The sequence below is a fragment of the Rhizobium aouanii genome, from assembly GCF_037002925.1.
GTDB classification, from domain to species: Bacteria; Pseudomonadota; Alphaproteobacteria; order Rhizobiales; family Rhizobiaceae; genus Rhizobium; species Rhizobium aouanii.
The window spans coordinates 373,200-399,009 of sequence record NZ_JBAMYD010000002.1; the positions used below are offsets into that span (position 1 = coordinate 373,200).

At 61.3% G+C, this 25,810-nt stretch carries 29 protein-coding genes, 1 tRNA gene and 1 pseudogene; 16 read left to right on the forward strand and 15 right to left on the reverse strand.

Going from position 1 to position 25,810, the window contains the following annotated elements; all coding sequences use genetic code 11:
* Positions 1–77: 77 nt before the first annotated feature.
* The 6 genes and pseudogenes from V8P77_RS05175 to truA form a co-directional block, all read left to right on the forward strand.
* Positions 78–245: pseudogene (locus tag V8P77_RS05175) on the forward strand (globin-coupled sensor protein); the annotation flags it as partial.
* A 98-nt stretch (positions 246–343) separates the two neighbouring features.
* Positions 344–859: a peptide deformylase gene (gene def / locus V8P77_RS05180; RefSeq protein WP_335911108.1), complete on the forward strand. Its 516-nt coding sequence runs from the start codon at positions 344–346 to the stop codon at positions 857–859.
* Between the two features lie 64 nt (positions 860–923).
* Positions 924–1,208 (forward strand): plasmid stabilization protein, encoded by a 285-nt coding sequence (locus V8P77_RS05185; RefSeq protein WP_164055352.1) that lies wholly within the window; start codon positions 924–926, stop codon positions 1,206–1,208.
* Positions 1,205–1,627, forward strand: coding sequence for a type II toxin-antitoxin system VapC family toxin (locus V8P77_RS05190; protein WP_029873885.1), 423 nt, complete (start codon positions 1,205–1,207; stop codon positions 1,625–1,627). The genes V8P77_RS05185 and V8P77_RS05190 overlap by 4 nt, the downstream gene beginning before the upstream one ends.
* A 20-nt stretch (positions 1,628–1,647) precedes the next feature.
* Positions 1,648–2,583 (forward strand): methionyl-tRNA formyltransferase, encoded by a 936-nt coding sequence (gene fmt, locus V8P77_RS05195; protein ID WP_335911109.1) that lies wholly within the window; start codon positions 1,648–1,650, stop codon positions 2,581–2,583.
* Positions 2,583–3,401 carry a tRNA pseudouridine(38-40) synthase TruA gene (truA, locus tag V8P77_RS05200; protein WP_335911110.1) on the forward strand — a complete coding sequence of 273 codons (819 nt, stop codon included), beginning with the start codon at positions 2,583–2,585 and terminating at the stop codon, positions 3,399–3,401. Before fmt ends, truA begins: the two co-directional genes overlap by 1 nt.
* A 6-nt stretch (positions 3,402–3,407) precedes the next feature.
* Here truA and V8P77_RS05205 read toward each other — a convergent pair whose 3' ends face one another.
* The 3 genes from V8P77_RS05205 to dapD all read right to left on the reverse strand — a co-directional run bounded on the left by V8P77_RS05205 (position 3,408) and on the right by dapD (position 6,146).
* Entirely contained in the window at positions 3,408–4,004 is a 597-nt protein-coding gene (locus tag V8P77_RS05205; RefSeq protein ID WP_335911111.1) for a hypothetical protein, read from the reverse strand.
* Positions 3,991–5,184: a succinyl-diaminopimelate desuccinylase gene (dapE, locus tag V8P77_RS05210; RefSeq protein WP_335911112.1), complete on the reverse strand. Its 1,194-nt coding sequence runs from the start codon at positions 5,182–5,184 to the stop codon at positions 3,991–3,993. The genes V8P77_RS05205 and dapE overlap by 14 nt, the downstream gene beginning before the upstream one ends.
* A gap of 101 nt (positions 5,185–5,285) precedes the next feature.
* On the reverse strand, positions 5,286–6,146 hold the full coding sequence (dapD, locus tag V8P77_RS05215) for a 2,3,4,5-tetrahydropyridine-2,6-dicarboxylate N-succinyltransferase (protein ID WP_221994963.1): 861 nt from the start codon (positions 6,144–6,146) through the stop codon (positions 5,286–5,288).
* 191 nt (positions 6,147–6,337) lie between these two features.
* On the opposite strand from dapD, the gene V8P77_RS05220 reads away from it, so the two are divergent.
* Positions 6,338–7,204, forward strand: coding sequence for an LOG family protein (locus V8P77_RS05220; protein ID WP_335911113.1), 867 nt, complete (start codon positions 6,338–6,340; stop codon positions 7,202–7,204).
* 73 nt (positions 7,205–7,277) lie between these two features.
* On the opposite strand, the gene V8P77_RS05225 is transcribed toward V8P77_RS05220, so the two are convergent.
* Both V8P77_RS05225 and V8P77_RS05230 read right to left on the reverse strand, forming a co-directional pair.
* Positions 7,278–7,910, reverse strand: a complete 633-nt coding sequence (locus tag V8P77_RS05225) for an EF-hand domain-containing protein (protein WP_335911114.1) — start codon at positions 7,908–7,910, stop codon at positions 7,278–7,280.
* A gap of 104 nt (positions 7,911–8,014) precedes the next feature.
* The gene (locus tag V8P77_RS05230; protein ID WP_335911115.1) at positions 8,015–8,740 is read right to left on the reverse strand and encodes a pyrimidine 5'-nucleotidase; all 726 of its coding nucleotides are present in this window, start codon (positions 8,738–8,740) and stop codon (positions 8,015–8,017) included.
* Between the two features lie 102 nt (positions 8,741–8,842).
* Between V8P77_RS05230 and V8P77_RS05235 the strand changes: the two genes are divergently transcribed.
* A complete protein-coding gene (locus V8P77_RS05235; RefSeq protein WP_335911116.1) occupies positions 8,843–9,919 on the forward strand; it encodes a bifunctional transcriptional activator/DNA repair enzyme AdaA in 1,077 nt (358 codons plus the stop codon).
* Complete coding sequence (locus tag V8P77_RS05240) at positions 9,916–10,686, forward strand: isocitrate lyase/PEP mutase family protein (RefSeq protein WP_335911117.1); 771 nt, start codon at positions 9,916–9,918, stop codon at positions 10,684–10,686. The genes V8P77_RS05235 and V8P77_RS05240 overlap by 4 nt, the downstream gene beginning before the upstream one ends.
* A 67-nt stretch (positions 10,687–10,753) precedes the next feature.
* Here the strand turns inward: V8P77_RS05240 and V8P77_RS05245 are convergent, their stop codons facing one another.
* Together V8P77_RS05245 and argB are read right to left on the reverse strand one after the other, a co-directional pair.
* On the reverse strand, positions 10,754–11,902 hold the full coding sequence (locus V8P77_RS05245; RefSeq protein WP_335911118.1) for an alpha-hydroxy acid oxidase: 1,149 nt from the start codon (positions 11,900–11,902) through the stop codon (positions 10,754–10,756).
* A gap of 69 nt (positions 11,903–11,971) precedes the next feature.
* The gene (argB, locus tag V8P77_RS05250) at positions 11,972–12,859 is read right to left on the reverse strand and encodes an acetylglutamate kinase (RefSeq protein WP_221949524.1); all 888 of its coding nucleotides are present in this window, start codon (positions 12,857–12,859) and stop codon (positions 11,972–11,974) included.
* Between the two features lie 143 nt (positions 12,860–13,002).
* On the opposite strand from argB, the gene V8P77_RS05255 reads away from it, so the two are divergent.
* The 3 genes from V8P77_RS05255 to V8P77_RS05265 all read left to right on the forward strand — a co-directional run bounded on the left by V8P77_RS05255 (position 13,003) and on the right by V8P77_RS05265 (position 14,934).
* Positions 13,003–13,542 carry a sigma-70 family RNA polymerase sigma factor gene (locus V8P77_RS05255; protein WP_335911119.1) on the forward strand — a complete coding sequence of 180 codons (540 nt, stop codon included), beginning with the start codon at positions 13,003–13,005 and terminating at the stop codon, positions 13,540–13,542.
* Positions 13,539–14,258, forward strand: coding sequence for an anti-sigma factor (locus tag V8P77_RS05260; protein WP_335911120.1), 720 nt, complete (start codon positions 13,539–13,541; stop codon positions 14,256–14,258). The genes V8P77_RS05255 and V8P77_RS05260 overlap by 4 nt, the downstream gene beginning before the upstream one ends.
* Positions 14,259–14,379: 121 nt before the next feature.
* The gene (locus V8P77_RS05265; protein ID WP_335911121.1) at positions 14,380–14,934 is read left to right on the forward strand and encodes a fasciclin domain-containing protein; all 555 of its coding nucleotides are present in this window, start codon (positions 14,380–14,382) and stop codon (positions 14,932–14,934) included.
* A 164-nt stretch (positions 14,935–15,098) separates the two neighbouring features.
* Here the strand turns inward: V8P77_RS05265 and V8P77_RS05270 are convergent, their stop codons facing one another.
* The 8 genes from V8P77_RS05270 to rpmH form a co-directional block, all read right to left on the reverse strand.
* A complete protein-coding gene (locus V8P77_RS05270; protein ID WP_335911122.1) occupies positions 15,099–16,175 on the reverse strand; it encodes a sensor histidine kinase in 1,077 nt (358 codons plus the stop codon).
* Between the two features lie 234 nt (positions 16,176–16,409).
* The gene (locus V8P77_RS05275) at positions 16,410–16,685 is read right to left on the reverse strand and encodes a hypothetical protein (RefSeq protein WP_168275629.1); all 276 of its coding nucleotides are present in this window, start codon (positions 16,683–16,685) and stop codon (positions 16,410–16,412) included.
* A gap of 120 nt (positions 16,686–16,805) precedes the next feature.
* Positions 16,806–17,030 (reverse strand): hypothetical protein, encoded by a 225-nt coding sequence (locus tag V8P77_RS05280; protein WP_335911123.1) that lies wholly within the window; start codon positions 17,028–17,030, stop codon positions 16,806–16,808.
* Between the two features lie 133 nt (positions 17,031–17,163).
* A complete protein-coding gene (locus tag V8P77_RS05285; RefSeq protein WP_335911124.1) occupies positions 17,164–17,373 on the reverse strand; it encodes a cold-shock protein in 210 nt (69 codons plus the stop codon).
* Between the two features lie 267 nt (positions 17,374–17,640).
* Positions 17,641–18,294 (reverse strand): ribosome biogenesis GTP-binding protein YihA/YsxC, encoded by a 654-nt coding sequence (yihA, locus tag V8P77_RS05290; protein WP_335911125.1) that lies wholly within the window; start codon positions 18,292–18,294, stop codon positions 17,641–17,643.
* A 154-nt stretch (positions 18,295–18,448) separates the two neighbouring features.
* Positions 18,449–20,239, reverse strand: a complete 1,791-nt coding sequence (yidC, locus tag V8P77_RS05295; RefSeq protein WP_335911126.1) for a membrane protein insertase YidC — start codon at positions 20,237–20,239, stop codon at positions 18,449–18,451.
* The gene (gene rnpA, locus V8P77_RS05300; protein WP_335911127.1) at positions 20,239–20,628 is read right to left on the reverse strand and encodes a ribonuclease P protein component; all 390 of its coding nucleotides are present in this window, start codon (positions 20,626–20,628) and stop codon (positions 20,239–20,241) included. Before rnpA ends, yidC begins: the two co-directional genes overlap by 1 nt.
* A gap of 31 nt (positions 20,629–20,659) precedes the next feature.
* Positions 20,660–20,794, reverse strand: coding sequence for a 50S ribosomal protein L34 (rpmH, locus tag V8P77_RS05305; protein ID WP_003545006.1), 135 nt, complete (start codon positions 20,792–20,794; stop codon positions 20,660–20,662).
* A gap of 421 nt (positions 20,795–21,215) precedes the next feature.
* On the opposite strand from rpmH, the gene V8P77_RS05310 reads away from it, so the two are divergent.
* The 4 genes from V8P77_RS05310 (at position 21,216) to V8P77_RS05325 (ending at position 25,591) form a co-directional block, all read left to right on the forward strand.
* Complete coding sequence (locus tag V8P77_RS05310; protein WP_335911128.1) at positions 21,216–23,213, forward strand: methyl-accepting chemotaxis protein; 1,998 nt, start codon at positions 21,216–21,218, stop codon at positions 23,211–23,213.
* Positions 23,214–23,578: 365 nt separating this feature from the next.
* Entirely contained in the window at positions 23,579–25,099 is a 1,521-nt protein-coding gene (locus V8P77_RS05315) for an ATP-binding protein (RefSeq protein WP_335911129.1), read from the forward strand.
* Between the two features lie 122 nt (positions 25,100–25,221).
* Positions 25,222–25,298: transfer RNA gene (locus V8P77_RS05320), tRNA-Arg, on the forward strand.
* Positions 25,299–25,369: 71 nt separating this feature from the next.
* Positions 25,370–25,591: a hypothetical protein gene (locus tag V8P77_RS05325; RefSeq protein ID WP_335911130.1), complete on the forward strand. Its 222-nt coding sequence runs from the start codon at positions 25,370–25,372 to the stop codon at positions 25,589–25,591.
* Positions 25,592–25,810 lie beyond the last annotated feature (219 nt).

The window sequence follows — 25,810 nt, forward strand, 5'->3', positions numbered from 1 at the left end:
TTATAGATCAAAACGTGAACAGAATTGACGATCCTCAATATCTTCGCAAGCCGCTGCTCTTCCTCCCTTGGGGAGAAGTCCGAAACATGGGTGCGATCACCCAGCAGAATTCGGACATGGTCGAGCACTCTTCGGCGGAAACGCGCCGCCTCAAGGACGAGGTGGAGACGCTGGTCGAGCTGCTGCGGCGTTTCCGCTCCCGGCCGGAAGACCATTTTGCCGCTGCTGCCCATCAGGCGGCATGAGGTTGAATATGGCAAAATTCCAGACGGGGATGCAAAAAAGCGTATTCCCCGCCTGCCGGATAATTCCATAGTCGGAAAAGATGGGTTATGGGAACGCCATGACCATCAAGCCACTCATCATTCTTCCCGATCCCGTTCTCCGCCAGCTGTCCAAGCCGATCGAGCGGGTGGATTCCGACCTGCAGCGTCTTGCCGACGATATGCTGGAAACCATGTACGACGCGCCGGGCATCGGCCTTGCCGCCATCCAGATCGGCGTGCCGCGCCGCATGCTCGTCATCGACATCGCGCGCGAGGGCGAGGAAAAGCAGCCGCAGGTCTTCATCAATCCTGAGATCATCAAATCCTCCGACGAGCGTTCCGTCTATGAGGAAGGCTGTCTTTCGATTCCGGATTATTATGCCGAGGTCGAGCGCCCGGCTGTCGTCTCGGTCAAATATCTCGACCGCAACGGCAAGGAACAGACCGTGGAAGCCGACGGGCTGCTTGCCACCTGCCTGCAGCACGAGATCGACCACCTGAACGGCGTGCTCTTCATCGATTACATCTCGCGGCTGAAGCGGGAGATGGTGATCAAGAAATTCACCAAGGCGGCGAAGTCCAAGGCGCTCTGACGTTGCGTTGAAAATTCACCGGCGATCCACTATGATATCACTGATATCATGATGGAGGTGCCGAATGGGTGATTTTCTGATCAGAAATATTTCCGAAGCAATGAAGCGAGACATTGCGGAATCGGCGCAGCGGAGCGGCAACAGCCTTTCTGACGAGGCTAAGGAGCTTTTGCGGGAAGCGCTGAAAAGAAAAGCAGAAGCAAAGCCCGCGACTTTGTCGGCATACGAAGCAATACGCGCCGCTTTCGTCAGCGAAAACGCAGTCGACGATGAATTTGCTGCAATCATGGACGAAATCGAGGCCGCGCGGAAAAAGGATTTCGGCCGGCCGTTCGAGGATTTCGAATGATCGTTCTCGATACGAATGTGATTTCCGAGTTCGCCAGGCCATTGCCGAATGAAAAGGTGAAGGCCTGGATATTGCAGCAGGATGGCTCGAGAATCTGGCTTTGCACGGTTGGCTTGATGGAGCAGATTTACGGAGCCGAAAGGGTTTTCTTGAAGACAGGATCGGACCGCTTCTTTCGCGCGATCGAGAATTTGGTGAAAGGCCAGTTTCGCGATCGTATCGCCGGCTGGGATTTGGAAACGGCCATGGCAACCGGTCGCTTGCGGGCGAAACGCGAAAGCATGGGGCGGCCGATTTCGGTCCAGGATGCTATGATTGCGGCCATCTGCCTTGCCAACGGCGCGACGCTTGCGACCCGCAATATCCGAGATTTCGAGGGGCTTGATCTCAAGCTCGTAAACCCGTTTGAAGACGGTTGATCCTCAATTGGCGAGATAAAATGTCTCTTCGCATCATCTTCATGGGAACCCCGGCGTTCTCGGTTCCGACCCTGCGCCTGCTCGTCGATGCCGGCCACAGGATCGTTGCGGTCTATACGCAGCCGCCGCGGCCGGGCGGGCGGCGCGGGCTCGATCTGCAGAAATCGCCGGTGCATCAGGCGGCCGAACTGCTCGGCCTGCCGGTCTTCACCCCAGTCAATTTCAAAGACCCCGGGGAGCGCGAGAGGTTTCGGGACCTGAATGCCGATGTCGGCGTCGTCGTTGCCTACGGACTGTTGCTGCCGGAAGCGATTTTGAACGGCACCCGCGATGGCTGCTACAACGGTCATGCCTCGCTGCTGCCGCGCTGGCGCGGTGCTGCTCCGATCCAGCGGGCGATCATGGCCGGCGACACAAAGACCGGCATGATGGTGATGAAGATGGACAAGGGTCTGGATACCGGCGCCGTGGCACTCATTCGCGAGGTCGAGATCGGCCCGAACATGACGGCTGGCGAACTGCACGACCGGCTGATGCTGGTCGGTGCCAAGGCGATGGCGGAGGCCATGGTGAAACTCGAAATGAACGACCTGCCGCTGACGCCGCAGCCGGAAGACGGCGTGCTCTATGCCGCCAAGATCGACAAGGCCGAGACGCGCATCGATTTTTCCAGGGATGCCGGGGATGTGCACAATCACATCCGCGGCCTGGCGCCGTTTCCGGGGGCCTGGTTCGAGCTCGAGACCGGTGGCAAGCCGGAGCGGGTGAAGGTGTTGGCGTCCGAACTGGCTGAGGGGCAGGGTGCTGCCGGGCAATTGCTGACGGATGATCTCGTGGTCGCCTGCGGCTCGGGCGCGGTGCGGTTGATCAGGCTGCAGAAGGCCGGCGGCAAGCCGCTGGCGGCGGCCGATTTCCTCAGGGGCACGCAGCTTGCGGCCGGCACGAGGCTGTCCTGATGCCGCGTTTCCGCATGACCGTCGAATATGACGGCGGCCCCTATGTCGGCTGGCAGCGGCAGGAGAACGGCCCTTCGGTGCAGGGCGCGATCGAGGCGGCAATGCTGTCGCTAACCGGTGAGACGGTATCGGTTCGCGGCGCCGGACGCACCGATTCCGGCGTACATGCCATGGGGCAGGTGATCCATGCCGATCTTTCGAAGGAGTGGTCGTCCTACCAGCTGCAGAATGCCTTGAACGCGCATCTGAGGCTTGCCGGCGAGCGTGTCTCCATACTCGACGTCGAGGCGGCTCCCGAATTCTTCGATGCCCGCTTTTCGGCGCTGCGGCGCCATTACCTCTATCGCATCGTCAGCCGCCGCGCACCGCTGGCGCTCGAAGCCGGCAAGGCCTGGTGGGTGCCGAAGGTGCTCGACCACGAGGTCATGCATGCCGCCGCCCAGAGGCTGGTCGGCCGGCACGATTTCTCCACCTTCCGCGCCGCCCATTGCCAGGCAAACAGTCCGGTGCGCACGCTCGACCGGCTGGATGTGACGCGCAGCGGCGAGCTGATCGAGATCCGCGCCACGGCGCAGAGTTTTCTTCACAACCAGATCCGCTCCTTCGCCGGTACGCTGAAGCTCGCCGGCGAAGGCAAATGGACGCCTGAGGATGTCGAGGCGGCACTGGAGGCGCGCGACCGCAAGGCCTGCGGTCCGGTGGCGCCACCGGACGGGCTCTATTTCATGCAGGTGGATTATCCCGACGTGATCCCCGACCGCCGCAGGCCTGTCATCGATGCCGATACCGATGACGGGGATGCAGACGATCCTTCGTAAGCTTGATCAGACGGGATAGATGCCGAGGAAGTGCTGCAGATATTCCGAAAGGATCATCGATGGCACGAGCAGCACCAGTGTCAGCGCCCCGGTCATCAGCGCATGGCCATGGCAGATCATCCGCAGGATGCGCGCCAGCACGAAGACCTGCGCCAGCATGAAGGCAAGCAGCAGCAGCGAGACGAGGCCGACGGAGCCGGGCAGGAAGAACACCAGCGCCAGCAGCAGCCCGTTGATATAGGAGAGCGGCACGCCGAGCCAGTTGATGCTGACGACGACGGGCGCGAAACGCTCGCCCATACGGAAGGCAAGCAGCAGCAGCCCGGCAAAGATCAGCGGCACGAACCAGTTGGCGACCTCGACGAGGCCGAGCCTGAAATAGAAGGCAAAGTCGACATCGGCTTCCGGCGGCATCGACCGCAGGAAGGCCTGTCGCCACCAGAGCCAGGAAATACCCATCGGCGGCAGGCACCAGAGCATCGCCCAGAACGAGCGGTTGACGCCGCGCTCCGACATGTCGAGGTAGCGGAAGCCGCGCGGATCCAGCCGGATCAGCAGCCAGAGGCCGGCCAGATAATATTGAACCTCCCTAAAGCCCGGCATTGGCGAACCAGCGGGCGATGAAGGTTTCGTAGATCGCCGTCAGCGTCTCCAGATCGGCGACAGCGACGCGTTCATCGATCATGTGCATCGTCTGGCCGACGAGCCCGAACTCGACGACCGGGCAATAATCCTTGATGAAGCGCGCATCCGATGTGCCGCCGGTGGTCGAAAGCCGCGGCGACTGGCCGGCAACGCTTTCGACGGCTGAAGACAGCGAGGCGATCAGCGCATTGTTGCGCGTCAGGAAGACATGGCTCGGCCGGTCGGCCCAGACGATATCATAGGCCACCGGTTCGCGGCCCGGCCGCAGCGCGCCGTTGCCTGCGGCGGCGTCGAGACGGCGCAGGATTTCGGCACGCAACGTTTCGACGGTCCAGCTATCGTTGAAGCGGATGTTGAAGCTTGCCGATGCCTTGGCCGGGATGACGTTGGTCGCCGGATTGCCGACGTCGACCGTGGTCACTTCGAGGTTCGACGGCTGGAAATCACCGGTGCCGCCGTCAAACGGCGGGTCCATCAGCGCCTGCGTCAGCTGCAGCATGCCGCGCACCGGATTGTCGGCAAGATGCGGATAGGCGGCATGGCCCTGCACGCCGTGAACAGTGATTCTGCCCGACAGCGAGCCGCGCCGGCCGATCTTGATCATGTCGCCGAGCCTGTCCGGATTGGTCGGCTCGCCGACAAGGCAGGCATCCCAGCGCTCGCCGCGCTCGGCCGCCCATTGCAGCAGCTTGATCGTGCCGTTGATCGCCGGGCCTTCTTCGTCGCCGGTGATGAGGAAGGAGATCGAGCCGTTGGGCGGCCCGTTTTTCTCGATATGGCGGGCGACGGCGGCAACGAAACAGGCAATACCGCCCTTCATATCGACGGCGCCGCGGCCAAAAAGCTCGCCCTTCGAAATCTGGGCGGCAAAGGGTGGATGCGTCCAGGCGGCTTCGTCGCCGACCGGCACGACATCGGTATGGCCGGCAAACATCAGATGCGGGCCGTCCTTGCCGAGGCGGGCATAGAGGTTTTCGATGTCGGGCGTTCCCTCTTCGCTCGCCTTCACCCTGTCGACCGAAAAGCCGAGCGGCGCAAGCATCGCCTCCAGCGCCGTGAGCGCGCCGCCTTCGGCGGGCGTCACGGACGGGCAGCGAATCAGCGTTTGGAGATTGGCGACGGGGTCGGTAGCGGTCATGGCGGTCGAACTATCCGGCGGGAATGGCAAAGACATGGCAAGGCGGGGCCGCCTCGCGTAAAAAGACGCCGTCTGTTTACCGGATCAACGTCCCGGTGTCATCAATCTCTGAGCAGCTCGTTGATGCCGGTCTTCGAGCGGGTCTTTTCATCGACGCGCTTGACGATGACGGCGCAGTAGAGATGCGGCGCCGGCTGGCCGTTGCCCATCGTCGCATTACCCGACGGCATCGAGCCGGCGACGACGACGGAATAGGGCGGCACTTCGCCGTAGCTCACCTCGCCGGTGGCGCGGTCGACGATCTTGGTCGACTTGCCGATAAAGACGCCCATGCCAAGCACCGAGCCTTCGCGGATGATGCAGCCTTCGACCACCTCGGAACGGGCGCCGATGAAGCAATTGTCCTCGATGATCGTCGGGCCGGCCTGCATCGGTTCCAACACGCCGCCAATGCCGACGCCGCCGGAGAGATGCACATGCTTGCCGATCTGCGCGCAGGAGCCGACCGTCGCCCAGGTATCGACCATGGTGCCTTCGCCGACATAGGCGCCGAGATTGACAAAGGAGGGCATCAGGATCGCGTTCGGTGCGATGTAAGCCGAGCGGCGCACGACGCAGTTCGGCACGGCGCGGAAGCCGGCGGCGCGGAAGTGGTTCTCGCCCCAGTTTTCGAATTTCGAAGGAACCTTGTCCCACCAGGTGGAATTGCCCGAGCCGCCCTTCACCACGTCCATGTCGTTGAGGCGGAAGGACAGCAGCACGGCCTTCTTCAGCCACTGATTGACCGACCAGGCGCCGTCGGCGGAACGTTCGGCGACACGGGCCTTGCCGGCATCGAGCAGATCGAGCGCTGCTTCGACCGCATCGCGAACCTCGCCCTTCGTCGACGTGTTCACATTGTCGCGATTGTCAAAGGCGGCTTCGATGATCTTTTCGAGGGATGCGAGGTCGGTGGCGCTCATGAGAATTCCTTAAACTTCGATCTTTATCGTGGAGACGGCGGGGTCTCCGGAATGCGGTTGGCGGGTTTCCCCCTGCTCTACAGCATGAAGCCGTAGAACGGAATGATTTTTCCAACAAGATCATATCTGGATTCAAGGCGTTATAGCGACATATCCGGCTTCGTGGCCGGCAATACTGAAAGGATTTCGACATGGCGAAGGGACGAAACGGCGGTTCGCGGCGCAAGGATGGCGTATGGGACCCGTTGAAGAGTAGTTCGACCGATAAGCAGCGCGCCGAGGCCGTGCCGAAGACGCCGCAGACGCTGTCGCCTGCCTATCGCCTTGCCTATGTCGACGAAGATTTCCTCTGCCGCGAGGAGTTGCGGCCGATCCGCCTGCAGCTGGAGTTGCTGAAGACGGAAATGATGCTGACTGAACGCGGCATCAAGTCGACCGTCGTCATGTTCGGCGGCGCGCGCATTCCCGCCCCTGGCCAGAGCGCCTGGGCCGCCCGCAACGATATCCAGCGCGTCAACCTGGAGGCGGCCTCCGTCTATTATGACGAGGCGCGCAAATTTGCCCGGCTCTGCTCGAAATATTCTGCCACCTTCAATTTCCACGAATATGTCATCGTCACCGGCGGCGGCCCCGGCGTGATGGAGGCCGGCAATCGCGGCGCGGCCGACGAGGGCGCCCCTTCGATCGGCCTCAACATCGTGCTGCCGCACGAGCAGGCGCCGAACGCCTATGTGACGCCGGAACTCAGCTTCAACTTCCACTACTTCGCCATCCGCAAGATGCACTTCATGGTGCGCGCCAAGGCGATAGCGGTCTTTCCCGGCGGCTTCGGCACGCTCGACGAATTCTTCGAATGCCTGACGTTGATCCAGACCGGCCGCATGGAGCGCCTGCCGCTGATCCTCTTCGGGAAGGCGTTCTGGCGCAGCATCATCAATTTCGAGGCATTGGCCGAATTCGGCACGATCGCACCCGACGACGTCAAGCTGATCAGCTTCGTCGACACGGCCGAAGCGGCATGGAAGATCGTCCAGGATTTCTACGAGCACCGCGAATAGACGCGCCAGAGGCACGAAACTGCGGAGCCTTTCCCCGCCGAGGCAAGATAACAAGATAAGTTGTCGCGCGGCCTTACAGGAGCGGCCGGTCCGGCATGTCGTCGATCGAGATGACACCGTCTTTGTTGCGGTCCATCCGGGTAAACAGCTTGTCGAAGGCGGCTGTGGCTTCCTGTTTGGAAATCTGGCCGTTCTCGTCGGTGTCGACCCGGCGCATCATCATCGAGGCGCGCATGAAGTTGCCGCCATGGCGCATCCAGCGATGTCCGTCATGGCCGTCGTGACCATCGCGCGGCGACCGTCCCTGGTCGTTATTGTCTGCCGTCTCGGCTGCGGCATTCGCATCCTTGTTTTCGTCGGCATCCTGCTTGCGCTGATCTTTCATCGCCTGCATCTGCGTTTGCCGGTACGCGCGGATTTCGCCCGGTGTCAGCGAACCGTCCTTGTTGGTGTCGATCGCAGCAAAGATCTTGTCGAGGCCGGCGGTCGCCTCGTCCTTGGAGACCTGTCCGTCCTTGTTCGCGTCGAACTGCTTGAGCATGCGGACATAGGTGGTCTCGCGGAAGGCATCAGAGCGCGGACCGGGCCGGCCCATGCCAGGATGCTGGCGCGGCCCGTCGCCGGGTGCGGCAAAGCCTGCCCCGGCGGCTGCGCCGAAGATGAGGGTGGAGGAAAGTGCTGCCAGTATCAGCTTGTTGCGGAACATCGTGTTTGCCTTTCGTAAGGTGTCGCCTCACGAAAGAAGTTATGGCAGCAGGCCCGAAAGACCCAGTTAAACATCGGTAAGCTGAATGAAAACTTCGTAATGCTTCAGCCGGTAATCTTGCCGAGGCCGATAATCCTGCGGAGAAAAGCAGCGAGATCGTCGGTGACGAAATCGATATGATCCTCCTCGCCGCTGGTCTTTTCCCACCATTCGACGACCGTCTCTTCCAGATTGCGCGGCACCAGCAGCACGGTCTGCATGCCGAGCGCCTTCGGCACCGTCAGGTTGCGCGGCAGATCCTCGAACATCGCCGCCTTGGTGGTTTCGACGCGCTTCAGCGCCGTGAACTTGTCGTAGGTCGCCTGCGCCGGCTTCGGCACGTAATCGGCAGCGACGATATCGAAGATGTCGTCGAAATGCTCGAGAATGCCGAGCGCCTCCGCCGTCATTTCGGCATGTTTGACGCTGCCATTGGTGAAGATGAACTTGCGCCCCGGCAGCGCCTTGATCGCCTCGCCGAGTTCCGGCTGCGGCGTCAGCGCCGTGTAATCGATCGCATGCGCCTTTTCGAGGAAATCGTTCGGGTCGATGCCGTGATGGATCATCAGGCCCTGCAGCGTCGTGCCATGCTCGAGGTAATATTGCTTCTGCAGCTTGCGCGCCTCTTCCCGCTCCATCTGCAGGAGTGCCGCGACATAGGCGGTCATGTTCTTGTCGATCTGCGCGAAGAGATTGACATGATGCGGATAGAGCGTGTTGTCGAGGTCGAAGACCCAGTCGGTGATGTGCTGGAAATCGGCTCTATCGGGCGTGCGATCGATCTTGGTCATGGCGGTCTTATGGCACGGCTTATCCGCCAAGGAAATCGGCAAGAAAGAATAGACGCCCGATTTTCGGCGGACGGCGCAGGCATGGAATGCTAGAAAGCGGTCATGCTTTTCGAACGCCCCGATGACGATACGCTCTATGATGCCCTGATCGCGCGCAGCGCCGATTATGAGGGCCAAGCCTATGTCTGCGTCAAGACGACAGGCATCTTCTGCCGCCTCACCTGCCCGGCGCGCAAGCCGAAGCGGGAAAATACGCTCTTCTTCGACACGATCGCCGCCTGCATGCATTCCGGCTTCCGCCCGTGCCAACGCTGCAGACCGCTGGAGCAGCCGGGCAGGGAGCCGATCGTCGACGAGCTGCTTGCAGCGCTCGACCGCGAGCCGCAACTGCGCTGGACCGAGGACGAGCTCGTGCGCCGCGGCCACGATCCCTCGACCGTGCGCCGCGCCTTCAAACGTCGGCTCGGCATGACCTTCCACGATATCGTCCGCTATATCAGGTTGGGCGAGGCGGCCCGGCAACTGGCCGATGGCGCGCGCGTCATCGATGCGCAGCTCGATGCGGGATATGACTCCTCAAGCGGTTTCCGGACGGCTTTCCAGCGGCTTGTCGGCAAGGCGCCGGCGTTGTCGCAGAACCGCGAACTGCTCTTTGCCAACTGGTTCGACACGCCGCTGGGGCCGATGATCGCCGTCGCCGACCAGACGTATCTGCATCTTCTCGAATTCCACGACCGTAAGGCGCTGCCGACCGAGCTCGAGGCGTTGCAGAAGCGCGTCCGCTCGTCGGTCGCGATCGGCCGCACGCCGGCGATCGACCAGATCGCGGCGGAGATCCGGGATTATTTCGAAGGGCGGCTCACCGTCTTCAAGACGCCGTTGGCGCTCGGCGGCACGCCTTTCGAAAAACATGTCTGGGCTAAGCTCATGGAAATTCCCGCCGGCCAGACGCGCGCCTATGGCGATCTCGCAAGGGAAATGGAAAGGCCGGAAGTCGTGCGTGCCGTCGGTCGCGCCAACGGCGCCAACCAGCTTGCCATCATCGTTCCCTGCCATCGCATCCTCGGCGCGGATGGTTCGTTGACCGGCTATGGCGGCGGGCTCTGGCGCAAGCAATGGCTGCTGCGGCATGAAGAGAAGATCAGAGCACAAGCACCTAACGTGGAGGAGACTGCATGAACCAGAACGAAAAGGCCCGGGCATTCGGCGCACTGCACCGCAAGGGCGACCCGGTTGTTCTCTACAATATCTGGGATGCCGGCACGGCCAAGGCGGTCGCCGATGCCGGCGCCAAGGCGCTTGCGACAGGAAGCTGGTCGGTCGCCGCTGCCCATGGCTATGCCGACGGCGAGAAGTTGCCGATGTCGGTGCTGGTGGAGACGGCGAAATCCATCACCGCTGTCGTCGACCTGCCGCTTTCAGTCGATTTCGAAGGCGCCTATTCGGCTGAGGCTGAGGGTGCCGCCGCCAATGTCGCCAAGCTGGTGGAGGCCGGCGCCGTCGGCATCAATTTCGAGGATCAGGTGGTCGGCGGTGGCGGGCTCTATCCTATCGAGAGGCAGGCGGCCCGCATCAGCGCCATTCGCGCCATGGCCGAAGGGAAGGGCGTCCCCTTCTTCATCAACGCCCGCACCGATCTCTTCCTGGCCGAGAGCGATCTTTCCAAACATGCCGGTCTGGTGGACGAGGCGATCGAGCGCGGCAAGGCCTATGCGGCCGCCGGTGGCAGCGGCTTTTTCGTGCCTGGTTTGATCGATCCTGCCTTGATCGAGAAGATTTGTGCGGCATCGCCGCTGCCGGTCAACATTATGATGCGGACAGGCGCTCCGGACGTGAAGACGCTGGCAAAACTCGGCGTCGGCCGTGTCAGTTATGGTCCGGGGCCTTACCGATCGATGATGGAAAAGTTGAAACAGGAGGCAGCGGCGATTTATAGCCTGCTCTGAGATCGAATGCCCGAGGGCCGCAGATCTGGCGCGAAAGGCTGCGGCCCGGAATGCAATTCCGTTCCGCTCAGGACCGGAAGCGCAGATTCCGCCGGCTGAGCTGGCTGACCGAGGTGCAGCCCATCAGCTTCATGCCGCGCTCGATCTCGGTGCGCATCGTCTCCAGCGCCCGTTCGACGCCGGGTTGTCCGGCAGCAGCAAGCGGGAAGAGATAGTAGCGCCCGAGCCCGACGGCCTTCGCCCCCAGCGACAATGCTTTGAGAACATGCGTTCCCCGCTGCACGCCGCCATCCATCATCACGTCTATCCGGTCGCCGACGGCGTCGACGATCTCGGCCAGCTGGTCGAATGCGCTGCGCGAGCCGTCGAGTTGGCGCCCGCCATGATTGGAAAGCACGATACCGCTGCAGCCGATCTCGGCCGCGCGCTTGGCGTCTTCGACCGACATGATGCCCTTAAGGCAGAATGGCCCGCCCCATTCGCGCACCATCTCCGCCACGTCATCCCAGGACATCGAGGGGTCCAGCATCTCGGTAAAGTATCGGCTGATCGACAGCGCGCCGCCATCCATCTTGACGTGGTTTTCAAGCTGCGGCAGACGGAAGCGCTCGTGCGTCAGCCAGTCGATCGCCCAGGAAGGCTTGATCGCGAACTGGGTCATGCCGGCAAGATTGAGCTTGAAGGGAATGGCAAAGCCCGTGCGCTTGTCGCGCTCGCGGTTGCCGCCGGTGATGCTGTCGACCGTCAGCATCATCGCCTGCACGCCGGCGTTTTTCGCTCGCACCATCATCTCGCGGTTGAGGCCGCGGTCCTTGTGGAAATAGAACTGATAGACCTGCGGCCCGTTGCTGATCTGTCTGGCTTCCTCCAGGCTGATCGTACCGAGCGAGGAGACGCCGAACATCGTCCCGTGTTTTGCAGCCGCGGCCGCGACCGCCCGCTCTCCCTGGTGGTGAAAAAGGCGCTGTAACGCCGTCGGTGAGCAATAGACCGGCATTGCGAGCTTCTGCCCCATGACGGTCACCGACATGTCGACCTCGGCCACACCGCGCAATACGTCAGGCACCAGATCGCAGGCCTCGAAGGCCGCGGTATTGCGCCGGTACGTCACCTCGTCATCGGCACCGCCGTCTATATAGTCGAAGATCGGCCCGGGAAGACGCCGTTTGGCCATGCGCCGGAAATCGTGAAAATTATAGCAGTCTGTCAGGCGCATTTCTGTCCTCGATACCCTGTTCCCGTGTGCAGAAGATCCGCCCTTCGCAAGTGAAGAGCGCAGCCTCGATCAGGGAACGATCAGCGTTCCGATACCATGCTCGGTGAAGATCTCGAGCAGGACGGAATGGGCGGTCTTGCCGTTCAGGATGACGACACCCTGCACGCCGGCCTTGATCGCATCGATGCAGGTCTCGACCTTCGGGATCATGCCGCCGGAGATCGTGCCGTCGGCGATCAGCGCATGCGCTTCAGCGACGGAAAGCTCCTTGATGAGCTGGCCGTTCTTGTCGAGCACGCCGGCCACATCGGTCAGGAATAGCAGTCGGGTGGCGTTCAGCGCACCGGCAATGGCGCCGGCGAAAGTATCGGCATTGATATTATAGGTGGCGCCGTCGCGGCCGGGCGCCACGGGTGCGATGACCGGGATCATTTCGGAGCGGGCGAGCAGATCGAGCAGCGTCCGGTCGACCTCGACCACTTCGCCGACGAAGCCGAGATCGAGCACGCGCTCGATGTTCGAATCCGGATCCTTGATGGTCTTGCGCGCCTTTTCGGCGAAGACCATGTTGCCGTCCTTGCCGCAAAGGCCGATCGCCCATTCGCCGGTCTGGTTGATGAGCGCGACGATTTCCTTGTTGATCGAGCCGGCGAGCACCATCTCGACGATCTCGACCGTCTTCTGGTCGGTGACGCGAAGCCCGCCCTCGAATTTCGATTCGATGCCCATCTTGCTTAGCATGGCGCCGATCTGCGGGCCGCCGCCGTGAACGACGATCGGGTTGACGCCCGATTGCTTCAAGAGCGCGATGTCGCTGGCAAAGGCCTTGCCCAGCTCGGGATTGCCCATGGCGTGGCCGCCATATTTCACGACAATCGTCTTGTTCTCGTAACGCTGCATGAAGGGCAGTGCCTTGGCCAGAAGCCGCGCCTGCATTTCGCTTTCGGTTTCGTTCATGGGAACCCCGCAGAATTGTTCGCGGCCTTTTATCGCAAGTTTCTGGCAGAGGGAATAATCCAGAGGGCAATAGTTTTTCGTATCTGTCGCGGAGCCGGACGCCGTTACGGTCTGGCGCACGCAAGCTTGAGATGAGGAACGGCATGCAAGGCGATGAGATCGCAGACCTGATCGGCCGCGTCGCACTCGGCGATCGCAGGGCTTTCGTGGCCCTCTACAATCAGACCGGACCGAAACTTTTCTCGATCTGCCTGCGTATCTTGAAGGATCGCACGGAAGCCGAAGAAGCTCTGCAGGAAGTCTATATCAGCATCTGGCAACGCGCTCACAGCTTCTCCGTCGCCTCGGGTTCGTCCTCGGCATGGTTGGCGGCGATTGCCCGCAACCGGTCGATCGATGCGCTGCGGGCGCGCAGGCCCGTCGCCGACGAATTGGACACGGTCTACGATCTTGCCGATGCCGGACCCGACCCGGAAATGCAGACGGTGACAAAGGATGAAGGAAGGCGGATTGACACCTGCATGGAAGAGTTGGAAGCTGATCGTGCGGTCGCGGTGAAACGGGCTTATGTCGAAGGGCTGAGCTATCAGGAACTGGCCGATCAGTTTGGTGTTCCGCTGAATACGATGCGGACCTGGCTCAGGCGCAGCCTCTTGAAACTGAGAGAGTGCATGGAACGATGACATCGCCCGACAAAAGCAAGGGAGACCGCTCCCGCGACGAGGTTCTCGCCGGCGAATATGTGCTTGGCGTCCTGTCGTTGCAGGATCGCCGGGTGGTGGAAGAGCGCATGCGCCACGACCGCCCCTTCGCTGCGATCGTCAGCCGCTGGGAAACCAATCTCTCTGCCTTCAACGACGAGTACGAAGGCGTTGCTCCGAACCGGGAAACCTTCAAGCAGATCGAAGCGCGGCTGTTCGGCGATGGCCAGAAGCCCCCCTCCTTTTCGCAGGGGCTCTGGAATTCCGCCGTTTTCTGGCGCTCGCTGAGCTTCGCCTGCATCGTCGTCGCCGCCAGCGCCGTCATCTTCGCCTCCGGAGTGGTGCCGGAGCCGCAGGGGCCTGCACCACTGGTAGCCTCGCTTTCGGGCCAGAACAGCACCATCAATCTTCTTGCCTCCTACGAGCTTCAGAGCGGCCGGCTGAAGATCGTGCCGGTCGCCGCCGGCAAGCCGGAGGAGAAGTCGCTGGAACTTTGGCTGGTCCCGGGCAGCGGCATGACGAGATCGCTCGGCGTCTTCCAGCCGGGCGAAAGCGGTGAACTTGTCATTCCCGCCGAACTGCGCAGTATGTTAGCCGATGGCGCAACGCTTGCCGTCAGTCTCGAACCCTTCGGCGGTTCGCCGACCGGCCAGGCGACTGGTCCGGTGATTGCAAGCGGTCCCCTGCGCCGGCCATAATCGCGCCGGCGGTAAAATATGTCTCCTCTCTGAAACTCTTGGCGCGGCCTTCCGTACTTCGAAATGTCCGGACGACGCTGAGGCATAAAGCCGGCGGACGGTTTCCGGTGAGGAGAAAATCATGATCAAGTCCGTATTGCGCGGCTTCGCGCTTGCCGCCGCCATGTCAGCAGTCGCCTTCGCCGCCGCGAAGAACCCGACGGTCGGCGGTGCGGCGATGTTCGATAGCAGGAACATCATCGAGAACGCCGTGAACTCCAAGGACCACACGACGCTGGTCGCAGCTGTCAAGGCAGCAGGCCTCGTCGGCACGCTCGAGGGCAAGGGTCCCTTCACCGTCTTTGCGCCGACCAACGAAGCTTTCGCCGCCCTGCCGAAGGGCACCGTCGATACGCTGCTGAAACCGGAAAACAAGGCAACGCTCACCAAGGTTCTGACCTGCCACGTCGTTGCCGCCGACGCGATGGCCAAGACCGTTGCCAAGATGATCAAGGATGACGGTGGCGAGCACGACATCAAGACCGTCGGCGGCTGCGTGCTGAAAGCCAAGGAAAGCATGGGCAAGATCACTCTGATCGACGAAAACGGCGGCGTCTCCCATGTGACGATCGCCGACGTCAAGCAGTCGAACGGCGTCATCCATGTCGTCGACAAGGTGCTGCTGCCGAAGATGTAAGCCCACTCGTATCGGCAGACGCATTGGGGCGCTCTTCGGGCGCCCCAAACACATATCGATGAGGTGGCTAGCGCATAACCCCGAAAATCGGAATTTCGGAAAGGATTACGCGCAGATTCAAAGCGATAGAGCGTCCTTAGCGCGTCTGAAAAACGCGCGGCGCTCTATGGGGCCGCTTCCGCTCTCGGGAAGACGAGGGAGACACTCATCCCGGTGTCGGGGGACGAGCTGACTTCAACCTCGGCGCGGGCATTCTGCTTCAGCGACTGTACGATCATCGCGCTCAACTTTCCCGGCTGCGGCCAAGTCACGTTTTGGGGAAGACCGACCCCGTTATCAGCAACGGTGATCCTGCACCCGGTATCGCCGACCACACAGCGGAGCATGATCTCGCCGCCATCACTCCCCAAGAAGGCATGCTTCAGCGTATTGGTGAGAAGTTCGTTGATGACGAGCCCGGCCGGCATGGCGACATCGACCGAAACCGGCCAGGTATCGACCTTCATGTCAAGCCGGATCCCCTCCACGGCATGGGCCGCCATCACCGAGGCGGCAATCTGGCTGACATAGGTGCCAAGATCGACCGTGGCGCCTTTCTCTTCGTCCGACAGCGAGCGATAGAGCAGAGCCAGGGCTTCAATCCGCCCGGCAAGCCGTGCAAACCTCTCGCTTTCCTCATTCTGCTGAGCATTGCGCGCCTCCATTCGGATGAGCGCTGTGATCATCTGAAGATTGTTCTTCACGCGATGCTGAAGTTCCCGCAGAAGGACATCTTTCTCCGTCAGCAGTTCGCTGAAACTCTCAGCGGCCGTCGCCTCATTGCGGGCAGCAAAGGCCACCAGTCGGAAAAGCGGCGTGTCGTCATCGTCGACGATCGTATTCGACCAGACATCGATAATGACGGTGCTCTCGGGTTCGGCGGCGAGCGAGAAGGCGCCAATGTACTCCTCCGCAGAGGTCACCGCGGCTGTGAGCGGCACCTCTCCGGAAACGGCGATAGAATTCAATTCAATGTCCGGCCAGGGCTTTCCCTGAACCTGGGTTGCCCCGAGCGCTGTCAGCCGTTCGAATTCGAGATTGACGTAGATCAGCGGCTCGTTGCCACCGAGTTCGGAGACGGCCACCGCGAATGGGACATGATCGAGGAAATGTCGAAACCGGCTATCATCAAGGGCTTCGGCAAGGTGAGGCAGGTTGCCCACACCTTCGGGCGAAAGGGGCTGGTCTTTGGTGTCAGTCATCAACGATCACTCAAGGGGGCGACTTTTCTTGCACGGGCGCGATTTGACGGTTGCTTGAAAAACCGGGAGGAGGCAAGCGCAATCGGTGCTGATCAACCTCCGCGATCGGTTTCGTGATCGCAGCGAAGATCTGTCGGCGTCTTCTGGAGTGCTGCAAAACGGCGCGGAACAGCCACTCAGAGCCAAACTCTTCGCGCTTTAGGTCTTTTTTCTGCCTAGTCTTGCGCGACATTTTTAAGCTCTGTCATACGTAAATGACGTCAGCAGGGTCGTGACGAAATTGCTCGCCCTTTCCTTGACTAGCACTTCCGTCCATTCATCGGTCCCGCGCAGCCGCAAATCCGTGTAGATACTATCGACGGCCGCTTCTTCGATACGCTTGATATGGGTCTTGAACGAAGCTTCGCCGCCGCCGTGATACATATCTCTGATCACCATGCGCAGGATTTCCTGAATGGCGATCTGCCAAGCCGTATTGATCGATTGAATTTCGTTCGCAGTCTCTGCCATCGACGCTTCCTTGGTGCAAGTGAATGCCAGCACGCCTTCGGCCATGCTGCAACGCGTGATCTGCAAGCCCGTCATTTCAGACGCGTTTAAATCTCGAGCCTTGCCGATCCTTGTGCGATCTCAGCGGGCTCTGGCGCGTTTCGCAATGAGGGCAGAGGTTGCCGACACCCGGCTACTATGTTCCCTCGCAAGCCGGGCCTCCCGAAGCCGCAACGTCTTTGCCTGTTGCGATTGGGCGTCGGATTCGAGCTCTTCGGCCGCCTGGTTCTTCGCGAAGAACTGGGTCTGGACGTTGCCGAAGGCAATCTCCGCCCGCTGGCGAGACTTGCTGTATGTTTCTGTCATGTTGGCTCCGATATAGATGGGCTCGACACGCGAGCGAAAACAAAAAAGGCCAGGCAAATCGCCTGGCCTTGGATTGATAGCGTGCTTCCGGCAGTGCCAGTACATCCGTGGTCAAAGGGAAGCAGATATCGATTTAAGCGTTCTGGAGATTGCAAGCGGACATCTTGCCCGACTTGTTGTCACGCTCAAGCTCGTAGCCGATTTTCTGGCCTTCGACGATTTCGCGCATTCCAGCACGCTCGACGGCAGAGATGTGGACGAAGGCGTCAGCGCCGCCGTCATCAGGCTGAATGAAGCCGAAGCCCTTGGTGGAATTGAACCATTTAACTGTGCCAGTGGTCATGATGATGAACCCTTTCATAGCAATATTGAAGAACCGCAACGCCAAGGCGATGCGGATGGTGATAGCGATTTTTGAAAGGAAGTTCGTTCAGGGCGCGGTGCCAATCGCGCGATAACCAAGCCAGCAAGCAAAATTCGATGGTCGCTATCTAGCTCATCAAGCCTGCGACGTCAACCGTTAGTTTTCTGTTGGTGCGCGCATCAACGCTGGGATGTCTCGGCGACCTTTACACCAAACATGGCTTCGCGTCCCGGTGCTCAGGCCTTCCTACTTCCAACGGGCGATGCCGAGGGTTTCGGCGATCGCCTGGCGCAGATCGTCCAGCCCATCGCCCTTTTCGGACGAGGTGGACAGCACGCCCGGATAGGCGGCCGGGCGCTTGCGGATCTTTTCCACCGTTTCGGCAATGAGCTTCGGCACACCCGCCGCCTTGATCTTGTCGGTCTTGGTCAGCACGATCTGGTAGGAGACGGCGGCTTTGTCGAGCAGATCAAGCACATCGTCGTCGTTCTTCTTGATGCCGTGGCGGCTGTCGATCAGCACATAGACGCGCTTCAGCGTCGCGCGGCCGCGCAGATAATCGAAAACCAGCTTGGTCCACTTGTCGACCTGTTCCTTCGGCGCCTGCGCATAACCATAGCCGGGCATGTCGACGATCGCCGTCGGCGGCAGGTCGCCTCCTTCGCCGGAATAGCCGTCCGGAACGAAGTAATTGAGTTCCTGCGTGCGCCCAGGCGTGTTCGAGGTGCGCGCCAACCCCTTCTGGCCGACCAGCGCATTGATCAGCGAGGACTTTCCGACATTCGAGCGCCCGGCGAAGGCAACTTCCAGCGGCCCTTCCGGCGGCAGAAAATTCAGTGATGGCACGCCGCGGATGAAAATCCATGGGTGGCCGAAGAGCGGCTTTTCGATGTCGGACATGCGGGTTCTGCAATCTCTGGGTTCGGTCTTTTACCGGGCTTCGTGGTTTTGTGGGCGGATGTCAAGCTTTGACGGGCGCCTGCGCGGCATGCCTTGTTTCCTTCGTCCGCCGCTCGGAAATGAAAAGCCCCGCCGGAGCGGGGCTTGGCAAGCGTCATTTCGACGGTACTTCTTTTCGTCGGAACAGGCCCTTCAGATTGTCGAAGAGTTCGACCTTGACGCCGTGGCGCTTCATGATCAACCCCTGCTGGGCCACCGAGAGCGTGTTGTTCCAGGCCCAGTAGATGACCAGGCCGGCCGGGAAGCTTGCCAGCATGAACATGAACACCAGCGGCATCCAGTTGAAGATCATCGCCTGTGTCGGATCGGGCGGCGTCGGGTTCATGCGCATCTGCACGAACATGGTGATGCCCATGATCAGCGGCCAGACGCCGAGGTGCAACAGCGCCGGTCCCTCGAAAGGCAGCAGGCCGAACAGATTGACGATCGTCGTCGGATCGGGCGCCGAAAGGTCCTTGATCCAGCCGAAGAAGGGTGCGTGCCGCATTTCGATGGTGATGTAGATCACCTTGTAGAGCGAAAAGAAGATCGGGATCTGCAGCGCCACCGGCCAGCAGCCGGCGATCGGATTGATCTTCTCTTCCTTGTAGAGCTGCATCATCGCCTGTTGCAGCCCCATGCGGTCGTCGCCGAATTTCGCCTTCAACTCCTCCATCTTCGGCTGCATGCGCTTCATGTTCGCCATCGAAGCGTACTGCTTGCTGGCGAGCGGGAAGAACAGGAGCTTGACGACGATGGTCGTGCACAGGATCGCCACGCCGAAATTGCCGAAGTAGCGGAAGAAGAAGTCCATCAACTTGAACATCGGCTTGGTGATGAAATAGAACCAGCCCCAGTCGATCAGCCGGTCGAACTTCGGGATCGAGTAGCTGGCCTCATAGCCGTCGATAACAGGCACTTCCTTGGCGCCGGCGAAGACGAGGTTCTTGAGCTCGAGCGATTGGCCCGGCGCAACGGTGAAGGCATCATCCTTGTAATCGGCCTGATAGCGCGGCTGGCCATCGGCAAAGTGGGAGAAGCGCGCCTCGTAGGCCGCACTTTGCGGCGGAACGATCGTCGCCGCCCAATATTTGTCGGTGATGCCAAGCCAGCCGCCGGTGGATTTCGCCGGCTTGACGGCTTCCTCCTCGACGGCGCTATATTTGGTTTCGATCAGGCCGTCGCCGATCACGCCGATGAAGCCTTCATGCAGCACGTAGACGGAGGGCGTCGTCGGCTTGTTGTACCGCGTCACCCGGCCGTAGGAAGACAGCGATGCGGGCGCCTGGCCGGTATTCTCGATCTTGTCGGCGACGGTGAACATGTAGCGTTCGTCGATGGAAATGGTGCGGGTGAAGGTCAGGCCCTTGTCATTGGTGTAGGAGAGCGTCACCGGCGTCTTTTCGGTGAGCTTGGCGCCCTCGGGCGCGGTCCAGAGCGTCGCTGCACCGGGAACGGCGCCTGTCGCGTCGCTGCCGATATAGCCGAGTTCGGTGAAATAGCCGTCCTTGGTCTCGGCCGGGCTGAACAGCGTGATGATCGGGCTCGAGTCGTCGACGGTCTCGTGATAGCCCTTGAGCTTCAGATCGTCGAGACGGGCGCCGGCAAGGTTGATAGAGCCGGAAAGTGCCGGCGTATCGATGACGACGCGCGGGGTCTTTGCCAGCGCCTGCTCGAGCGTCGCTGTCGCGGCTGCCTGGCCGGAAGGGGCCGTACCGCTCGGCTGGGCCGGCGTCTGACCGCCGGCTGTCGGCTGCTGCACCTGCTCGGTCTGTTGCTGCGCCTTCTGGGCTTCCTGCGCCTTGCGCTGGGCCTCGATGCGCGGATTCATATAGAGAAACTGCCAGCCGAGGACGATCAGCACCGAGAGAGCGATCGCAATGAAATAATTGCGGTTGTTTTCCATCATACGTTCCTGGGGCGTCCGTCTCCGGAGCGCCGGTGTTTCGGCCTGGTTTCCACGCGGGATTTCAGTTCCGCGGCCAATTCATGGAAGGACGCGTCAAGCACGTCCCTGCGCGCGACAACCACATAGTCGTGTCCGGGCTGCATTGCAAACCCCGCATGAAGCCGCACCGCCTCTTTCAGGCGGCGGCGCATACGGTTCCGTTCGACCGCGTTGCCATGTTTTTTGGTGACTGTAAAACCGACGCGTGCCTGGCTGTCGGGTTCCTTCCGGTCGAGGACTTCGAGAAGGAAGAGGCCGCCCCGGCGTTTTTCGCCCTCGCGCACGGCAAGAAACTGCGGGCGGCTCTTCAGCCGCCCGACAGTGTGTTTCTTTTCACTGGTCGTCATTCGCCCGCCATCTCTTACCGGGCAACCCGGCTTACGCCGACAGACGATTGCGGCCCTGCGCGCGGCGGGCTGCGATGACCTTGCGGCCACCCTTCGTGGACATGCGGGCACGGAAACCGTGGCGACGCTTGCGAACAAGCTTGGATGGTTGGTAGGTACGCTTCATTTATTTTAAACACCGCGGAGTGCGGCCCTTCTTGAATTTGCATAATGCAAGGAGCGTTGTTTTTCGAACGGGCGGGCCATGAAAGGCTTGCGTGACCGGACGTGCGCGGGCTTATAAGGATGAAGCCCATAAAAGTCAATTATGCCGGATCATTTCACTATGTACTGCCGGCTGCGAAAGTAAATTCGCACTTTTGGTGTTAAGGAATACGAGTTGCCCTGAACGGTTGTAGTTTTGCGCCGCGGCGAAGAGAACGCCCCGGTTTTCAAGCGTTTACGCCTCCCCAATACATTCTGAATGGATAATTTCCGAAGCCATAATCGTAAATTCTAGAAATCTAACTTTAATCAATTTCGCCGATATTCAGCGCATCGACTGGGAATTTGCTTTCCAGGCAGTGGCGTAGCTAGGAGGCATTGCATTGAAGATCCGTGGCAAAATTAATCTGCTGGTTTGCGTGATGGGCGCAGTGGCACTTCTGATCGGCGCAACGGCATTGTCCGCCATGCACGAATACAGTCGCAACCTTACGGCCTACGAGCATGCCGCCGCCCGCGCCTATGCCGGCGAACGCCTCAATCGTTTCGTCACGGCGGTGGTCATGGAATCGCGCGGCATCTATGCCGCCAAAACGATCAAGGATACGCCGAACTTCGCCAAGGGCTTGCTGGCCGGGCTCGATGAGATCGACAAGGTCATCTCGGGCTGGGCGCCGCTCGTTCCCGAGAGCCAGAAGGCCGATTTTGCCAAGCTCGTCGCCCGCGCCGCGGAATTCCGCACCTTCCGCACGGAAACGGCCCGCCTCGGCACGGAAGTCGGCCCCGAAGCCGCCGGCCAACAAGGCAACAACGATGCCAACCGCGCCAACCGCAAGGCGTTCCAGGCGGAAATCGACGCCGTCGTCGCCACCGACAAGGCAGCGCTGGAGACCGTGAATGCCGAGATCGAGAGCTTCCGCTCCTGGGTGCTGATGCTCGTGCTCAGCATTACCGGCATCGGCATCGCGGTCGGCATCGGCATGGGCTTCTATATCGGCACCAGCCATCTCAGCCGCCCGATCAAGCGCGTCACCCATGCCATCAAGGAAGTCGCCGACGGCAATTTCGACGCCGAGGTGCCCTTTGCCGGTCGTCCGGACGAAATCGGCGAGATGGCCGCAGCGGTTGCAGTCTTCAAGGCGAACGGCCTCGCCGTCAAGCGCCTGAACGCCCAGGAGGCGGCGATGCGCGCCAAGAGCGACGACCTGCAGTCGAGCATGTCCGTCGTCGTGGCGGCGGCTGCGGCCGGCGATTTCGGCCACCGCATCAGCAAGGACTACGAGGACGACAACCTCAACCAGTTCGCCGGCAACATCAATACGCTGCTGGCGAGCGTCGATGCCGGCATCGGCGAGACCCGCCGCGTCATCGCAAGCCTTGCCGAAGGCGACCTCACCCAGACGATGAGCGGCAACTTCCAGGGCGCCTTCGCCGAGCTGCAGCAGAACGTCAACAATACCTTCGTCACCCTGCAGGCGACGATGCGCGAAGTGCGCGAGACGACGGAAGCGATGAACGGCAACACCGCCGAGCTGCGCAATGCCAGCGACGACCTGTCGAAGCGCACCGAACAGCAGGCGGCCGCCCTCGAAGAGACCTCGGCGGCACTCGATGAGATCACCGCCGTCGTCCAGAATTCCACCGAGCGGGCGCATGAGGCCACCATCATGGTGTCCGAAGCCAAGGAGAATGCCGGCCGCTCCGGCGTCGTCGTGCGCAATGCCGTCGAGGCCATGGGCCGCATCGAACAGGCCTCACGCGAAATCAGCCAGATCATCAACGTCATCGATGAGATTGCCTTCCAGACCAACTTGCTTGCGCTGAATGCCGGCGTCGAGGCGGCCCGCGCCGGTGATGCCGGAAAGGGCTTCGCGGTAGTGGCGCAGGAAGTGCGCGAACTCGCCCAGCGTTCGGCAACGGCTGCCAAGGACATCAAGGCGCTGATCACCAAATCCGGCAACGAGGTGCAGGTTGGCGTCAAGCTCGTCCAGGCGACCGGCGAGGCGCTGGCCGAAATCGGCACCCGCGTCATCGCCATCAACGACCATATCCATTCGATCGCCACCGCTGCGACCGAACAGTCGACCGGCCTCAAGGAAGTCAATACCGCCGTCAACCAGATGGATCAGGTGACCCAGCAGAATGCTGCGATGGTTGAAGAAACCTCCGCCGCCACGCACAGGCTTTCGGCCGAAGCCGGTGGCCTGGTGCGCCTCATTGCCCGCTTCAAGCTGTCGGATGATGCGCCGACACCTGTGGCGCTCGTCCGCAACGAGCCGCAAAGGCCGGTCGCTTCGCCCGCCCGCCGGGCGATCGCCAAGGTCGCCCGCGCCTTCGGCGGCAATGCAGCCCCGGCCGAACAGAGCTGGGAAGAGTTTTGATCCTTCCTGATCGCACGACATTCTAACGCCGCCTCCGGGCGGCGTTATTTTTTCTGCCCGGTCCGCGCCGGGCAAAGACCCCGCCCCAAACCCCTCCCCACAAGGGGGAGGGGCTTAACCTGTCGCACTGGCGCTTCCCACTTCATCGTTTCATCCGCGGAAAGGCTGGTATTTGCTGCGCGGGCGCCGCAAATTAGTCCCTCCCCCTTGTGGGGAGGGGTTGGGGAGGGGCCTTCCTCCTCTCGGGCGCGTTTCCTTGTGGCGACGTGACGCTGCTCGCAAAGATTTGAAAGCGGAGCATCTTGGTCTAATATAGAGCTCAACGGTAGGGGCGGCTGAAGTGCTGCCGATCGGGCGAGACGAGAATGCCGATGAGAGACCAGGGCGACAATCCTTCGGCGGAAATCCCCGCGGCCGGCGAGGCCGTAAGGGCGCCGTGCCCGCCTGCCCGCCTGTTCGGCGGCCTCTCCGGCAAGCTACTCTGGCTCACCGTCTTCTTTATCATGCTCGCCGAAATCCTGATCTTCTTTCCCTCGGTTGCCAGCATGCGGTTGCGCTGGCTGCAGGACAGGCTGAACACCGCCGCTGCTGCCGCCATCGTCATCGATGGGCTGCAGCCCGTCGAACTGCCGCGCGCGCTGCAGAAGGAGACGCTGGAGGCGACCGGCACCAAGGCGATCGTGCTGCGCAAGGAGGGCACCTCGCGGCTCTTGGCGACAACCGATATGCCGGCCTCCGTCGATGAAGCCTATGATCTCACTGACGTGCCGCCGGTGACGGCGATACGCGACGCGCTCGACACATTGATCTTCGGCGGCAGCAGGATAATTCGGGTCTATGGCCCCGTCGGCGAGACCAACACCGGCGTCGAGGTGGTGATGAAGGACAGGCCGCTGCGCAGGGCGATGTTCGCCTATTCCCGCAACGTCCTGTTGCTGTCGGTGCTGATCTCGCTGTTCACGGCGACGCTGATCTTCTTTGCGATCAACCGCATCCTCATCGGCCCGATCCGCCGCCTGACCGGCAGCATGCAGCAATTCTCCTCCGATCCCGAGAACCCCGCCCATATCTATATCGGCGACGGCGGCCGCGACGAACTGGCGGTCGCCGGCCGCAACCTCACCTCGATGCAGATGGAACTGCAAAAGACGCTGAAGCAGCAGAAGAACCTTGCCGCTCTCGGCCTCGCCGTCTCCAAGATCAATCACGACATGCGCAATATCCTGGCCTCGGCGCAGCTGATGTCGGACCGGCTGGTCGATGTCGACGACCCGATGGTGAAAAGCTTTGCCCCGAAACTCTTGCGTACCATCGACCGCGCCGTCGGTTACACCACCGAGGTGCTGTCCTACGGCAAGGCGAGCGAATCCGCGCCCCGCCGCCGCCATATCCGCCTGTTGGAACTCACCCATGACGTCAAGGACATGCTGGCGATCGATCCGCAAAGCGGCATCGAATTCGCAGAGCAGATCGGCGCCGAGCTTGAGGTCGATGCCGATGGCGAGCAGCTTTTCCGCGTCATCCACAATCTCTGCCGCAACGCGCTGCAGGCGCTGACGTCGCCGGGTGAGGGCGGCCCGGGCTCCGTCAGGCGGATCACCGTTTCCGCCCAGCGCGTCGGCAGCGTCGTCAGCATCACCGTGGATGATACCGGCCCCGGCATGCCGCTGAAGGCGCGCCAGAACCTCTTTGCCGCTTTCCGCGGCTCGGCCCGCTCCGGCGGCACCGGCCTCGGCCTCACCATCGCCCGCGAGCTGGTGCTCGCCCATGGCGGCACGATCGCGCTGGTGGAAAAACCGACGGTCGGCACGCAGTTCCGCATCGAGATCCCCGATCGCCCGGTTTCGCTGGAGGATTACCGCAGCCGGACGCATATTGAAAAGTGACGGGATTTGGCAAGGTGCGGCTGCGGGCAGACAAAGACGCGATTTTTTCAGAAATGCTCTTGCATTGTCCCGAAGGACGTTTTAGAGGATCGCCACGCAAGCGGCACCGCCGCATTTTGCACGCACCCGTAGCTCAGCTGGATAGAGCACCAGACTACGAATCTGGGGGTCAGGAGTTCGAATCTCTTCGGGTGCGCCATTTCCATCAAAACTCGGTACTGCCGCAGCCGCTCCGCTCATGACGAGACGCTCCAGAACGTCCCGCCTTCCGTGGATGCGGATTTCATCGACTTCGACCTGATCGATTACGGAGCGAAGATAGGCGCGGCGGAAAGATATCGCCCTTGCGTCGACTTCTTCCGCATGAGGCGGGGCGAACGCGTGGACCTTCTCCTCAGTCAGGCGCGTGTCGGGGCGCAACTCGGCGAGCGCTCGCTCCAGCGCGGCCTTGCAATCGCGCTCGTCCTTCAGCGAAGCGATGCGGCCCTTTGAGAACCGTCAGCCGGCCTCACAAAAAGCATCTTACAGAGTGACGATCGCTTGCGCGAGAAAAGCGGGTTCTGGAATATACCCCAAAGCAGGGCTGCCGTGTATTGCTGTCGCCCTCATCGGTCGCCAATTGACGGACCGTCTCAATATTCACGCATTTATGAGCTGTATTGATTACCGCTTCCCGAATTGCAGGACTAGTCTGAATGATCGCTGTACACT

Excerpts from the sequence above, each read along its gene's own strand:
- def (WP_335911108.1), top strand. The coding sequence starts at position 344 with ATGACCATCAAGCCACTCATCATTCTTCCCGATCCCGTTCTCCGCCAG.
- V8P77_RS05235 (WP_335911116.1), top strand. The coding sequence starts at position 8,843 with ATGCTTTTCGAACGCCCCGATGACGATACGCTCTATGATGCCCTGATC.
- V8P77_RS05260 (WP_335911120.1), top strand. The coding sequence starts at position 13,539 with ATGACATCGCCCGACAAAAGCAAGGGAGACCGCTCCCGCGACGAGGTT.
- dapE (WP_335911112.1), bottom strand. The coding sequence starts at position 5,184 with ATGACCGCTACCGACCCCGTCGCCAATCTCCAAACGCTGATTCGCTGC.
- V8P77_RS05285 (WP_335911124.1), bottom strand. The coding sequence starts at position 17,373 with ATGACCACTGGCACAGTTAAATGGTTCAATTCCACCAAGGGCTTCGGC.
- dapD (WP_221994963.1), bottom strand. The coding sequence starts at position 6,146 with ATGAGCGCCACCGACCTCGCATCCCTCGAAAAGATCATCGAAGCCGCC.
- V8P77_RS05220 (WP_335911113.1), top strand. The coding sequence starts at position 6,338 with ATGGCGAAGGGACGAAACGGCGGTTCGCGGCGCAAGGATGGCGTATGG.
- V8P77_RS05205 (WP_335911111.1), bottom strand. The coding sequence starts at position 4,004 with ATGCCGGGCTTTAGGGAGGTTCAATATTATCTGGCCGGCCTCTGGCTG.
- V8P77_RS05185 (WP_164055352.1), top strand. The coding sequence starts at position 924 with ATGGGTGATTTTCTGATCAGAAATATTTCCGAAGCAATGAAGCGAGAC.
- V8P77_RS05270 (WP_335911122.1), bottom strand. The coding sequence starts at position 16,175 with ATGACTGACACCAAAGACCAGCCCCTTTCGCCCGAAGGTGTGGGCAAC.
- V8P77_RS05315 (WP_335911129.1), top strand. The coding sequence starts at position 23,579 with ATGCCGATGAGAGACCAGGGCGACAATCCTTCGGCGGAAATCCCCGCG.
- fmt (WP_335911109.1), top strand. The coding sequence starts at position 1,648 with ATGTCTCTTCGCATCATCTTCATGGGAACCCCGGCGTTCTCGGTTCCG.
- rpmH (WP_003545006.1), bottom strand. The coding sequence starts at position 20,794 with ATGAAGCGTACCTACCAACCATCCAAGCTTGTTCGCAAGCGTCGCCAC.
- argB (WP_221949524.1), bottom strand. The coding sequence starts at position 12,859 with ATGAACGAAACCGAAAGCGAAATGCAGGCGCGGCTTCTGGCCAAGGCA.
- V8P77_RS05265 (WP_335911121.1), top strand. The coding sequence starts at position 14,380 with ATGATCAAGTCCGTATTGCGCGGCTTCGCGCTTGCCGCCGCCATGTCA.
- V8P77_RS05240 (WP_335911117.1), top strand. The coding sequence starts at position 9,916 with ATGAACCAGAACGAAAAGGCCCGGGCATTCGGCGCACTGCACCGCAAG.
- V8P77_RS05225 (WP_335911114.1), bottom strand. The coding sequence starts at position 7,910 with ATGTTCCGCAACAAGCTGATACTGGCAGCACTTTCCTCCACCCTCATC.
- yidC (WP_335911126.1), bottom strand. The coding sequence starts at position 20,239 with ATGGAAAACAACCGCAATTATTTCATTGCGATCGCTCTCTCGGTGCTG.
- V8P77_RS05190 (WP_029873885.1), top strand. The coding sequence starts at position 1,205 with ATGATCGTTCTCGATACGAATGTGATTTCCGAGTTCGCCAGGCCATTG.
- yihA (WP_335911125.1), bottom strand. The coding sequence starts at position 18,294 with ATGTCCGACATCGAAAAGCCGCTCTTCGGCCACCCATGGATTTTCATC.
- V8P77_RS05245 (WP_335911118.1), bottom strand. The coding sequence starts at position 11,902 with ATGCGCCTGACAGACTGCTATAATTTTCACGATTTCCGGCGCATGGCC.
- V8P77_RS05230 (WP_335911115.1), bottom strand. The coding sequence starts at position 8,740 with ATGACCAAGATCGATCGCACGCCCGATAGAGCCGATTTCCAGCACATC.
- V8P77_RS05280 (WP_335911123.1), bottom strand. The coding sequence starts at position 17,030 with ATGACAGAAACATACAGCAAGTCTCGCCAGCGGGCGGAGATTGCCTTC.
- V8P77_RS05255 (WP_335911119.1), top strand. The coding sequence starts at position 13,003 with ATGCAAGGCGATGAGATCGCAGACCTGATCGGCCGCGTCGCACTCGGC.
- truA (WP_335911110.1), top strand. The coding sequence starts at position 2,583 with ATGCCGCGTTTCCGCATGACCGTCGAATATGACGGCGGCCCCTATGTC.
- V8P77_RS05275 (WP_168275629.1), bottom strand. The coding sequence starts at position 16,685 with ATGGCAGAGACTGCGAACGAAATTCAATCGATCAATACGGCTTGGCAG.
- rnpA (WP_335911127.1), bottom strand. The coding sequence starts at position 20,628 with ATGACGACCAGTGAAAAGAAACACACTGTCGGGCGGCTGAAGAGCCGC.